Source organism: Flaviramulus sp. BrNp1-15 (assembly GCF_022259695.1).
Classification (GTDB): Bacteria; Bacteroidota; Bacteroidia; order Flavobacteriales; family Flavobacteriaceae; genus BrNp1-15.
Window position 1 is genome coordinate 2,048,329 of record NZ_CP092099.1, and the last position, 13,663, is coordinate 2,061,991.

At 33.3% G+C, this 13,663-nt stretch carries 4 protein-coding genes; all 4 read left to right on the forward strand.

What is annotated here, in order from left to right; translation table 11 throughout:
* Positions 1-67 precede the first annotated feature (67 nt).
* Complete coding sequence (locus MBM09_RS09020) at positions 68-1,504, forward strand: gliding motility-associated C-terminal domain-containing protein (protein WP_238673376.1); 1,437 nt, start codon at positions 68-70, stop codon at positions 1,502-1,504.
* A gap of 1 nt (position 1,505) precedes the next feature.
* On the forward strand, positions 1,506-4,034 hold the full coding sequence (locus MBM09_RS09025) for a PorP/SprF family type IX secretion system membrane protein (protein WP_238673377.1): 2,529 nt from the start codon (positions 1,506-1,508) through the stop codon (positions 4,032-4,034).
* Positions 4,035-4,409: 375 nt separating this feature from the next.
* Positions 4,410-12,638 (forward strand): T9SS type B sorting domain-containing protein, encoded by an 8,229-nt coding sequence (locus tag MBM09_RS09030; protein ID WP_238673378.1) that lies wholly within the window; start codon positions 4,410-4,412, stop codon positions 12,636-12,638.
* Positions 12,639-12,672: 34 nt separating this feature from the next.
* Positions 12,673-13,653, forward strand: coding sequence for a type IX secretion system membrane protein PorP/SprF (locus MBM09_RS09035; RefSeq protein ID WP_238673379.1), 981 nt, complete (start codon positions 12,673-12,675; stop codon positions 13,651-13,653).
* Positions 13,654-13,663 lie beyond the last annotated feature (10 nt).

Sequence of the window (13,663 nt, forward strand, 5' to 3'; positions counted from 1 at the left end):
ACAACTATGTATTGCATAAGTAAATGTAATAGTTTCTAGACGTTTTATTATTTAAAAATAATATGGGATGAGAAACTTTACTATATCAAACATTGTTGTTTTATTTTTTTTTAGTTTATCTACAACTATAAGTGCTCAAATAGTAATTAGCACGCCAAGTTTAGGTTTTACTCAAGCTTGTGCAAGTCCTTCATTTAATACGTATAATGTAACATTCACTTTTTCACCAGAGTCTGAGTTAACTGGTACAAATCAATTTATTATAGAACTTTCAGACGATACGGGAGATTTTTCTAATCCTTCACAAATTTATTCATCGAATCAAGGAGAATTTACAACATCTCCAACTACTTTAACTTTTTCCGTTCCTACAACAATATCTGGAGAAGCATTCAAAATTAGAATTAAAAGTACTTCACCAGTGGCAACTAGTACGCCTTCTGTTGCATTTCCAGCATATTATAAAATTCAAGATACCCCATTCTCTATAAATAATTTAATTTCTACAGGTGTGTATTGCGCTGGTGGCAGATATTTGTTAACAATAGATAATCCAGGTGATGCTATGAATGATTCTCCATTACAATATCCATCACTTACCTATAATTGGTATAAGGAAACTGGGGCAACAACATCTGTTTTAGTAGATTCAGGTGAATCATTATCGGTTAATCAACCAGGAACTTATTTTGTAGAAACAAATTATGGTACTTGTACATCTAATTCGTATTCTAATCGTGTTACAGTAAGCGAATCAACATCAAGTTCAACATCAGAAATTAGTTCTAGTTTAGGAAACCCATATTGTGTTAGTCAAGGCGCAACAACATTAAGTGCTATTAATGCAGTAAGTTACCAGTGGTTTAAAGATGGTTCTGAAATTTCGGGCGCCACAAGTCAAATGTATGAAACCAGCGAACCTGGAAATTATACAGTTAATATAAATTTAGGAGATTGTAATACTACTGCAACTATTAATCTTGAAAATACCGGTTTTACAAGTAGTATAGATGTTGATGAATATAATACTCTTGAAGAAGGTGAAACTTTAGTAGTAATAGTAAGTAATGATGCGGTTAATCCAGAATTTAAATGGTATTTAAATGAAAACCAGATTGCCGGAGCAAATACCAATTCTTACGAAGCAACACAAACAGGAAATTATAAAGTTGTAATTACTCAAACTTCTGGGTGTGTAGCTTCTAGCGAATTTTTATTTTCAATTACAGAACCATTTCCAGATGTAGCAGATATTCCAAATTTAATAAGCCCTAATGGAGATGGTATAAATGACACATGGATAATACCACAAGAGTATGTAAATGGATCAAATGCAGAGGTTACTATAATCAGCGCCCAAGGCGAAGTTGTGTTGCAAACCAATAATTACCAAAATAATTGGCCAGAAAACAAACTAAATTTTAACGCTGTAAACCCAGTATACTATTATATAATCAAATCAAATAATACAACAAAAAAAGGTTCTATAACGGTGATTAATTAGCATGAAAAAACATTTAATATATGTGATTTTATTTTTCATTACAATACAACAGTTCTATTCTCAAGAAGATGGAGTTGTTGCGTTGAATTTGCCTGTTAGAAATTCTTTAAAATTTAATAAGTATGCTATAAATCCTGTCTTCAGTTTTGTTAGAGAGCAAAATAAGTACATTAGTTTTACAAATAAGCGAGAGTGGGTTCAGTTTGATGATGCACCCCAAACTTACTTATTTGGTTATTCAGGAAGATTTACTGAAAATATTGGAGCGGGATTATCCTTATTTCAGCAAAACTATGGCGTTTTAACCACATTTGGAGGAGTTTTAAACTTTGCATACAATGTGGTTTTAGATAGAGACCAGAACTTAACTTTTGGTACTAATTTAGGAGTTTATAGCAGTGGTATAAATGAAGGGAATGTAGTAACAAATTTTCCCGATACATCATTAGATAATATACCTTCTAATACCTTAATAACAATAAATCCAGGTATTAATTATGGAACTGACTTTTTTGATTTTGGTTTATCTATAAATAATCTTGCTTTATATAATTTTACAACTTCTAGTCTTATAGAAGAAAACCCAGAACAAAGTATACAAGTACACATGATGTATACGGGTTATGTTAATAGCCGTGGTTTTTTTGATGAAAGCAAATTCTCCGGATTAGTACGCTCAGAATTTAAAAAAGAAAAAACTATTTTATCAGGTGTTATGATGTTAACAGTACCCAAAGGTATTTGGGCACAAGTAGGTTATAACACTCTATATGGGATTTCTGGAGGTTTAGGTTTAAATATTACAACTCAAATAGCTTTAGAGTATAATTATGAAAAAGCAATGGGTAATTTATCAAATTTTGGAAACTCTCATGAAATTACTCTAGCTTATAAGTTTAAAAATAGATACCGTTACAATTATAGTGGAGATGATGATGAGCAAGCTTTTATTATTGCTGATAAAAAGCCAAAACGAACCGTGGCAAGTAGAAAACCAGTTAGAAAACCAGCTAACGATACTTCTAAAGTAGATATTGAAGCAGAAAATAAAGCTAAGGCAGAAGCTGAAGCACAAAGATTAGCAGAAGAAGCGCGAGTTAAAGCAGAGGCAGAGGAACAGGCAAGAATACAAGCGGAAGAACAAGCTCGTATAGAAGCAGAAAATAAAGCTAAGGCAGAAGCTGAAGCACAAAGATTAGCAGAAGAAGCGCGAGTTAAAGCAGAGGCAGAGGAACAGGCAAGAATACAAGCAGAAGCACAAGCTCGTATTGAAGCAGAAAATAAAGCTAAGGCAGAAGCTGAAGCACAAAGATTAGCAGAAGAAGCACAAGCTAGAGCAGAGGCAGAGGAACAGGCAAGAATACAGGCAGAAGCACAAGCTCGTATTGAAGCAGAAAATAAAGCTAAGGCAGAAGCTGAAGCACAAAGATTAGCAGAAGAAGCGCGAGTTAAAGCAGAGGCAGAGGAACAGGCAAGAATACAAGCAGAAGCACAAGCTAGAGCAGAGGCAGAGGAACAGGCAAGAATACAAGCAGAAGCACAAGCGCGTATTGAAGCAGAAAATAAAGCTAAAGCTGAAGCCGAAGAAAAAGAAAGATTAGAGGCTCAACAAAAAATAGACACAGTTGAATTAGAAGGAGTACTGGTACCAACAGCTTCCGATAGAGAAGCATTGGCTCTGGAAAGTTTAACTAAACTTACTGAAAGTTCTAAAATAGAGCAGCAAGATTTATTAATACGATTAAGAGAAACCGTAGCTACTAAACAACAAGATTTAGATGATTTAAAAGAAGAAAATGATTTAAGTGAGCAAGGTATTTATCAAGCACCAAAACCATTTAAAAGTATTTCAGCTGAAAATGCAGCTTTAGCATCATTAAAAATAGAAATTGATGATATTATAAGCTCGCAGGAAGTAAAGATTTCTCAACTAGAAAACTTATATAATGAAAGGCTTAAAAATGTGCCCAATAAGAACGATGAAGTAAATACCTATTACTTAAAGGCCATACAAGATTTAAAATCTGAGCAATTACAAGCTATTCGAGTTAAGGAAAATTTAGTTTCAAGATTGGATGATATAAAAGTAGCTACAGAATTTGAAAGAAATCGTAGAATAAAACGTGCAGCTTATGATAATGAGGAAGTTAGATATAATAAAGATAGAGCCGCTTTAAATACAATAAAACTGAATACTGCTGTTAGTTCTGTACCATTAGTAGAAGAGGATTTAGATTTTGGAGAAGAACGAGGTAATAATATTGAGATAGTAAAAGATATTAAGAATATAGAAAATGGTTATTATTTAGTTTTAGCTGTACATAGCGATGCGTCAAAAAGAGATGAATTTTTAACTCAGGTTGTTGCTTCAGGAAGAAGTGATATTGATTTCTTCTTTGATGTTAGTACCAATAAATATTATATCTATTATCAAAAATTTGATGATGTTGGAAGAGCCAGAAGTGCTATAGAATCAAAAGGTAATGAAGCTTATAATAGTAAAATATCATTGGTTAAAATAGAAAATTAATAAATCATATTTCAAAGTGTTTTTCTAACTTCATAGTATTCATAAAAAGTATTTATTAGATTCCTTACTCTATCAATTTTCAATAACTGTAATTGTATAGAAATTTCATATAAAATTCAAAATGTACGAAAAATACTATTTTTTTGTTTATTTTATCAGATTTAATGTTGTATTTCATCGATAAAAAGCTTAAAAATTAGCTTCTCACTATTTTTGTTAGAAAAAAATTACGATATTTAGACCGTTTAAGAACATTTAAATTAGACAAAACAATTTGCTTGTAATTTAAATATTACAAATTTAGAATATAACTAACGAATAATAGTTCTTTTTGAAGTCCCCCAAGTAGAAAAGAAAGGCTAAATATAATCGACCATGAAAAAAACTACTTATTTGAATAACCTACTTATTCTTTTTACATTGTTATTTTGCTTTAGTAGTATGGGGCAAAATCTTGTGCCTTTTTCTCCTAGATATGATCAAGCAATTAAAGGAGATATACTTCTTATAGGAAATAGTAATGTAGGTTTACATCCAACAGATCCATATAATGGTAATGATACTAACGATAGAATTGATGCAGCTGTTTATGTAGATGTAGATGGTGACTCTACAACATTTAACTCTAGTACAGCAGATTTAGATGTACCAAATGATGTTAATTGTTATCAAATAGTTTATGCAGGCTTGTATTGGAGTGCAGTTGTTAATGGTAACGAACCAATTTCTGATATTAAATTTAGAGTACCAGGAGGTTCTTATGTTGATATAACGGGTACAGAAGTATATTATCAAAACGCATCAAATAATAACAATTCTAACACTTATGTTTATTATCATGATGTAACAGATATGGTTACTGCATTGGCAGATCCAGAGGGAACTTATGGTGTAGCTAATATTTCATCACTTATAGGTCCAAAGCCAAATTCTGAAGGGCTTTCGGCTGGTTGGTCACTTTTTGTGGTTTATGAAGATCCACTTTTACCAAGTAAATACATAACTTCTTTTGATGGGTTTACAAGAATTACAAGTACTGTTAGTGAAACCTTTCCAATTTCAGGTTTTAGAACTATACCCACTGGACCAGTAAGAGCAAATTTTGCTTTTAGCACCATTGAAGGGGATAGAAGATATACAGGAGACTACTTACGTTTAAATGGAACAACCATTGATGCTACCAATAACGCTGGTACTGTAATTAGACCGGGTAATAATTTCTTTAATAGTACAGTTTCCTATATAGACCCAGCTACCAATACACCAGAACTTTTTACTACAAGAAACCCTGGTGGTTCTAACACACTTGGTTTTGATGCTGGTATTATACCAATTCCAAATCCAGGTAACACATTAATTGCCAATGGAGCAACATCGGCAACTATCAGTTTAGGAAGTACGTTAGATATTTATTACTATTATTTTAGTGCTTTTGCTATTGAAATTATAGCACCTAATATTGTACTTACTAAAATTGTAGAAGACGAATTTGGTAATGACATTGGCGGACAATTAGTAGATCTTGGAGATGAATTATATTATACAATAGGTTTCCAAAATACAGGAAATGATGATGCCACAAATCTTACTATACGAGACATTCTTCCTATAAATATTGTGTTTAATTATCCCACAGATTTGGGTGTTTTACCACCTGGAGTAACGGTTCAAAGTTATGATCCATCAACAAGAGAAATTGTTTTTAGTATAGATGAATCTGTTGTAGAACAGAATGATCCTGTTACAGAAATTCGTTTTATGGTAACTGTGGTTGCATCGTGTAGTTTATTAAATGATGCATGCTCAAATGTAATTAATAACCAAGCATATTCGACTTATCAAGGAACAATTAATCCAGATTTCACAATATCAGACGATCCAAGTTTTGCTACAAACACAGGTTGTTTGTTAACTCCAGGAGCTACAAACTTTTTAGCAGACTTAAATTGTGATTTTAGAGAAGAAGTAATTCTTTGTGGTGCTAGTGTTACCTTAACAGCAGGTAATGGTTACGATGCTTATTCATGGTCTACAAGTCCATCAGGAACACCAGTAATAGGAACTACACAATCTATTACGGTTACTGAAACGGGAACATATTATGTTCATAATACCGCAATAGCTCCATGTCAATCCATAGATCAGGTTTTTGAGGTTATTACGTTTGGTGCAGGTGTTACAAATCCTGTTATTCCATTTGCAGATGAAGTTGTTACGTGCCCTAATGATGGAAAACTATTACCAAACTTTTATTTATGTGGTGCTAATGATTCAAGATTGATTCAAACAGGAATTACCGATACCACGTCTATAATATGGGAACAATTAGATGAAACTAGCTGTACAGCAGTGGCTAATCAGGATTGTGCTAATGAAGATTCGGCATGTACTTGGAATCAAGTGGCTACAGGTCCAGATTTCAATATAGATACAGCAGGACAATATAGATTAACCTTAAACTATGATGGGGGTTGTTTTAATCAATTCTATTTCAATGTTTATACCAATTTACTAATTCCTACGGTTACATCTAGAGATATTTATTGTACAACATCAGGTGAAATTACTGTAGGTGGGGTACCAAGTGGTTATGAATATAGTATTGATGGTACAAACTATCAAACAAGTAATGTGTTTTCTGTTACTACTGCTGGACTTTATAATGTTTATGTGAGACAAATTGGTGTTTCGCCAAACCCTTGTATTTTTTCAGTACCAGATGTACAAATAAGAGATAGAGATTTTACAGTATCAACTGTAATTACCCAACCGTTATGTTATGGAGAATTAGGTAGTGTGGTATTAGCTGCAAATGATGTTCGTCCGCAATATTTCTTTTCAATTTATGATGGCGCCACACTTGTAAATAGTGTTGGACCTATAACTGAAAATGATTATACTTTTGATAATTTAAATCCAGGGATTTATACTGTAAATGTTTCAACGGAAGATGGCTGTACTTATACAGAAGATATTGAAATTATAAACCCACCATTATTAGAAGCTACTGCAGCGCTTACACAGCCTTTAACTTGTACTGATGGTGAAATTACTGTTTATCCAGTTGGAGGTACACCACCATATTCGTATTTTGTAAATAGTGCAACTGTATTTCAAGGAACCCCAATAATTAATGTTCCAACAGCAGGTATTTATAATATTACAGTAGTAGACTTTAATAACTGTTCGGTTGATGTATCAATAACTGTTGATGTAACTCCTGCACCAGATTTCACAGTATCACAAACCGATATTTTATGTGCTGATGAAGTGAATTCGGGTTCCATAGAAATTAATGTAACAAACCCTAACGGAAATACTTTAGAATATAGTATTGATAATGGAGTAACATTTTTTAGTTCTCCTATTTTTACGGGTTTAACAGCTGGTGATTATGATGTTGTAGTTCAATATACAATGGGACCAGATGTTTGTGTAACTACTCCTCAAACTATAACTATTACAGCTGCAACAGCAATTAATGGAACAGCTGATTTAACAGCACCTTATACATGTACTACTAATGGAGAAATTACAGTTTCTGGTGTTTCAGGAGGAACTGCGCCTTATGAATATAGTTTAGATGGAACAACATTTCAAACAGGAACTACGTTTTCTGGTTTAACTAATGGAACTTATACAGTAAGAGTTAGAGATGCGAATAACTGTACAGTTATGTTATCATCTATAAATATAGATTCTTTAAATCCACCAACAGATTTAGATTTTAGTAATCCACCATTAAGCTGTCCAACAGTAACTACTGATGTTACATTAACTTCTACTGGAGGAACAACACCTTTAGAATATAGAATTATACTACCAGCAGCTTCTGCAACAGGTTACCAAACATCAAATGTGTTTTCTGGGTTAGCTCCTGATACTTATACATTTGAGGTTAGAGATGCTAACGATTGTATTTATACAGAGTCTTATACCATTTCACCATTGCCACCAGTAACTGTAAATATGGTAATAACTAAAGGTTTAGACTGTACAGCGTCACCAGACGGAATTATTACGGGAACAATATTAAGTGGTGTGGCACCATTTTCATATCAAGTATCATTTAATGGAGGCGGTTATGGTGCAACAAATTCTGTAACAGGTTCATCATTTTCACATACAGCTCCAACTGATGGAACGTATCAATTTTTAATTACAGATGCTAATGGTTGTACTGCAGAATCTTCAGTGCAAACTATTAATGTTATTTCATTACCAGAAATAATTTCAGTTGTACAAACTCAATTTATTTTATGTAGTGGAGATAATAATGCTGCAATTGATATAACAATAAATAATACAGTAGGTACACCTGCATTTGTAATAAACGTATTCAATAATACAACAGGAACAGACTATGGTACTCAAACTTCAGGCTTAACCGCAGGAGATTATACCATTACGTTAACAGATTCTAATTCTTGTACTGATACAGAAAATATTACTATTCTAGAGCCAAATCCTATAAATATAACACATAGTACTGTTCCAATAACCTGTAGTGCAAGTGGTGTTTCATTTGGATCTGTTATAGTAAATGGTGTAACAGGAGGAACGGCACCTTATAATTATTATGTTACTGGAACTAATGGATATTCTGCTTCAGAATTAAATGCTTCAGGAACAACTTCTACGACGTTTGATGTAGTTGATTTTGGACTATATCAAATTAATGTAGTTGATTCTAATGGGTGTTCTGTATTAGTTCAAGATGTTTTAGTGGCATCACCACCAAATGATTTAGATATTTCTATTAATACTATTGCAGATTGTATAACAGGAGGAGAGGCAATTGTAGATATAGGAACAACATTAGTAGGAATAGGTCCTTTTTACTTTGATATTTACAGAGGATTTGTTCCACCAGCTCCACCAGGTGGAACTTGGGTAGCTGAAGATAGTCCGGGTAGTCAATCTGCTACATTCACAGGATTGTTACCAGGAGTTACTTATACGTTTATAGTTTATGATGATTCTACAGGATGTAGTTACTATGAAACTGCAACAACACCAGTTCCAACAAGCTCAACATTAACAGCTGATGCCTTAACATCTAATAATATTACTTGTACAGGAAGTGCAGATGGAAATGTATCTTTTACAATAAATAGTATTTATGGAGTAGCAACAAATGTAGATTATGAAATTTATGATTCTTTGTCATTAGTTTCAGCAGGTGTGAGTGGATCAGGAATAGTACCTGCGGGAGGCTCTTTACCAATTAATAATTTAGGAGCTTTGCCTTTTGGAAACTATTTTGTTTTAATTACAGAAACATCAGGACCCAATGCTGGATGTAGTGTTATCACAGTACCTTTCAATATAACAGAATCTGCTTTTGAATTAGATATTAATGCAACAGTAGACCAAAATGCTAATTGTAATCCAAACTCTGGAGTAATTAGTGCCATTGCAAGTGATGGTACTGCTCCATACTTGTATCAAATTACAACTTCAGCAATACCACCATTAGCATCAGATCCTTCATGGGCTTCAGCTAATGTATTTAATATGGATGCAGGAAGTTACTATGTACATGTTATTGATGCTTACGGGTGTATAAGAACTACTCCTGTTTTAGTATTGTCTCAAGATCCTGAGCCAGTAATTGATGCTCTAGTAAATAATCAATGTACAGTTACTGAAGGTAATTTTGAAATTGATGTAACTTTAACTTCTGCAGGAATAGCACCATATAGTTATAGTATTGATGGCGGTGCTTTTCAAACACGAACAGCTCCATTTACCTTATCTAATCTATCGTCTGGAACACATACAGTAGAAATACAAGATGCTAACGGTTGTGGTAATTTAGTAACAGTTAATATAGAAGCTCCATTAGAATTAATACCAGAAGTAACTACATTACCAAGTTGTAATGATGATGATGGAGAAATAACGATTACAGGTTCTGGAGGTTCTGGTAGTTTTATGTACTCAATAAGCCCAAATCCAGCATCAATAAGTTTATCAGGCAATGTTTTTTCTGGAGTACCTTCAGGAACTTATACAGTTACAATATCAGATATGACAACGATTTGTTCTGAAGATGTTACCATATTTGTTCCAGCAGCAATACCTCCAACAGTAACTGTTGGTTCTCCAACCGTTGTAACATGTTTTGGAGATAATAATGGTGCTTTTGAACTTAATGTAAATGGTTATACTGGTGCTTATACTTATGAGGTGTTTGATAGCTCATCTACTTCTGTATTTGGAATAGTTTCTGCAAATACATCAACTAATCCTATTTTAATCTCAGGACTTCTGGCAGATAGCTATACAGTAGTGATTAACGAAACTGCATATCCTTTTTGTTCAGCTACATCTGGAGTGGTTATTGTAGAATCGCCTCCATCAACATTATTAGTTAATGCTACTGAAACTTCTAACGTTAGTTGTGATAATAATTCTGGAACTATCACTGCAATTGCAGAAGGTGGTTGGGGAACTTATGAGTATGAATTAACAGGTGCTGCAACAGTAGCTTACTCATCTAGCGGTACATTTACAAATCTATCAGCTGGAAATTATACCATAAATGTTAGAGACGCACAGGGATGTATTGCTTCAGATGATGTAATACTTAGTATTCCTACACCAATAGACGCAACTGTAACTGCTACACCTACACTATTATCTTGTTTTGGAGACACTAATGCTTCAATAACAGTTAGTGCAGTAACAGGTGGAGAAGGAGGTAATTATTCATATACATTACATATGGTTTCTCCAATAGTAAGTTCGTCAGGTCCACAAACATCACCAATATTTACTGATTTAGGATCAGGAACATATAATATTGTTGTCACCGATGGTTATAACTGTTCGTTTAATTCACCAAATGTGGTGATTACTGAACCAACAGAAATACAAGCAAGTTTAGTTAAAGCAACATCACAAACATGTTTAACGGATTCAGAATTAACACTGAGTGCTACAGGAGGAACGGGAGCTTATGAATATAGTGAGAGTGATACTTTTTTATCTATATTAGGAACATTTAGCTCATCGATTACATTTTCTGTAACTCCAGGAAATTATCAATACTATGTAAGAGATGCAAATGGATGTATAGCCTCTGTTTCTAACGAGATAACTATAGACCCATTACCAACTCTAGACATTGATTTAGATGTTACTAATGCTACTATTAATTGTGCTGGTGATAACACTGGTGTTATTGTAGCTACTGCTCAAGGTGGTTTAGGTAGCTATGTTTATACATTAGAAGATACTTTAGGAAATCCTATTACGCCTGTAACGCAAGATAGTCCGGGTGTTTTCACAAACCTTTCAGTTGGAAATTATCAAGTAAGAGTGGATAGTGGAGATTGTTTAACAACAACAGCGCAAATTCCTATTACAGAACCTAGTTTACCATTAACTGCAAACTTTGTAGCTTCAAATGTAACTTGTCCTGGTGTAAATAATGGTATGTTAGAAATAACTGCTTCTGGAGGAACGGGTATTATAAAATATGCTATTTCACCAAGAATGGATCAGTTCTTTGAAACATCTACATTCGAAAATCTTTCAGCTGGGAATTATCAGGCTATAGCTCAAGATGAATTAGGTTGTTTTGTACTTTTTGATTTTGTCATTGAAGATCCAATACCGGTTGTACTTACTATAGTGCCAAATTCAATAATTCCAGAAGCTTGTAGTGGTGATTTAGATGGTGAGTTTAGTATAGAAATTTCTGGTGGTGAAATGCCATATAGGGTTGCATTAGATGATATAGATGGAACTTATACTGTTGGTACAGCAACACAAACTCAATTTGATTTTACAGGTTTAGCAGGTGGCGACCATATCGTTTATGTATTGGATGCTTTAGATTGTCCAACAGAATGGAATATTACATTCCCAACATCTGTACTTATTGAAGCTGAGCTAGATATTGAGTATTGTACAAATAGCGTTGATGCAACAAGTAATATGGTTACTGTAACTGTAGATGATAATACAGTTGACTTAGCAGATTTAGATTATTCTTTAGATGGAGGTGCTTTTCAAGCAAGTAATGTGTTCACAGATATTTTAGCAGGAGACCATTTCATTACAGTTAGACATACAAATGCTTGTGAAGTTGTTCTGGATTTTGAAATCGAGCAATTTGATCCGTTAGCTTTAGTTTTAGAAGACGGAGAAATAAATCAAATAATAGCTGTAACAGATGGAGGCTCTGGCGATTATGAATATACTCTAAATGGTGAAAACTATGGAAGTGAAAATACATTCGTTATTTATGAGTCTGGCGACTATACCGTTGAGGTTACTGATAGCAATGGATGTATAGTAAGTGCAACAAGGTACTTTGAGTATATAGATGTATGTATTCCGAATTATTTCACTCCTAATGGAGATGGAACTTTAGATGAATGGGGACCTGGTTGTACAAATCAATACAGCGAATTAACCTTCGATATTTTTGATAGATATGGTCGTAAAATAGTAACATTAAGAGTTGGTGAGAAATGGAACGGAATGTATAACGGAAAAGAACTTCCTACTGGAGATTATTGGTATGTTGTGAAATTGAATGATAGAAATGATAACCGTGATTTTGTTGGTCACTTTACACTTTATAGATAAAATTAATAGTATTTAATCCCTCAATATAAGAATTATGCAATCGCAAAAATTAATATTATATTTCATCTTCATAGTCTTAGTTAAGGGTTATGGACAAGAGTTAAATTTACCAGTATTTACGCAACAGTTAGCAGATAATAACTTTGTGGTATCACCAACTTACGCAGGTATTGGCGATAATTTAAAACTTCGTGCTAATGGCTTAACGCAATGGGTTGGAATAAAAGGTGCACCAGATAATCAATCTGTTTACGGAGATTTTAGAATTGCAGACCGTTCAGGTGTTGGTTTGTCTTTTTATAATGATAGAAATGGTAATACCATACAAACAGGTGCTAAATTCTCTTTTGCACATCACCTTATTTTAGATTATTACTCGAAAATGTATCTGTCATTTGGTATTTCATATAACATTAATAATTTTAGAATTGACATAGACAATTTTAATACAACTTACGAAAACCCAACACTAGACCCGTTTGTCACAGATGATAGGCGTACAACAAATCATAATTTTGATATTGGTGCCTTATACAGGCTAAAAGGTTTCTTTTTAAGCTTAAATCTTAATAATATGCTTGATAAAGATTTTGATGGTGCTGCCAGAGTTTTTGAACCTAATTTACTTTTAAATTATCAGGTTTATTCAGGATATACATTTAGAGGACCAAAGAAAAGTGGTTTAGAATATGAACCTTCTATTTTTTATCAAATGTTTACCAGTGATAAACGTTCTGCAACCGATTTAAATTTTAAGTTTAGAAAATTCAACAGAAATGAAGATTATTTTTGGGCTGGGATATCTTATCGTTTTTTAAATGACCAATTTCTAAAACCTTTAAACCTTGGTCCAATGGCAGGATTTAAAAAGTCTATATTTTATTTTGGTTATGCTTACCAAGTTACTATAAATGATTTATCTGGTTATAACTCGGGTACGCATGTAATTACTATAGGTTTAGACTTTTTACAAGGTATTAGTAATTGTCCTTGTACTCAGAGTCCGGTACATTAATTTTTTTAGA

Coding starts and splice junctions, on each gene's coding strand:
- MBM09_RS09020 (WP_238673376.1), top strand. CDS start 68: ATGAGAAACTTTACTATATCAAACATTGTTGTTTTATTTTTTTTTAGT.
- MBM09_RS09025 (WP_238673377.1), top strand. CDS start 1,506: ATGAAAAAACATTTAATATATGTGATTTTATTTTTCATTACAATACAA.
- MBM09_RS09030 (WP_238673378.1), top strand. CDS start 4,410: ATGAAAAAAACTACTTATTTGAATAACCTACTTATTCTTTTTACATTG.
- MBM09_RS09035 (WP_238673379.1), top strand. CDS start 12,673: ATGCAATCGCAAAAATTAATATTATATTTCATCTTCATAGTCTTAGTT.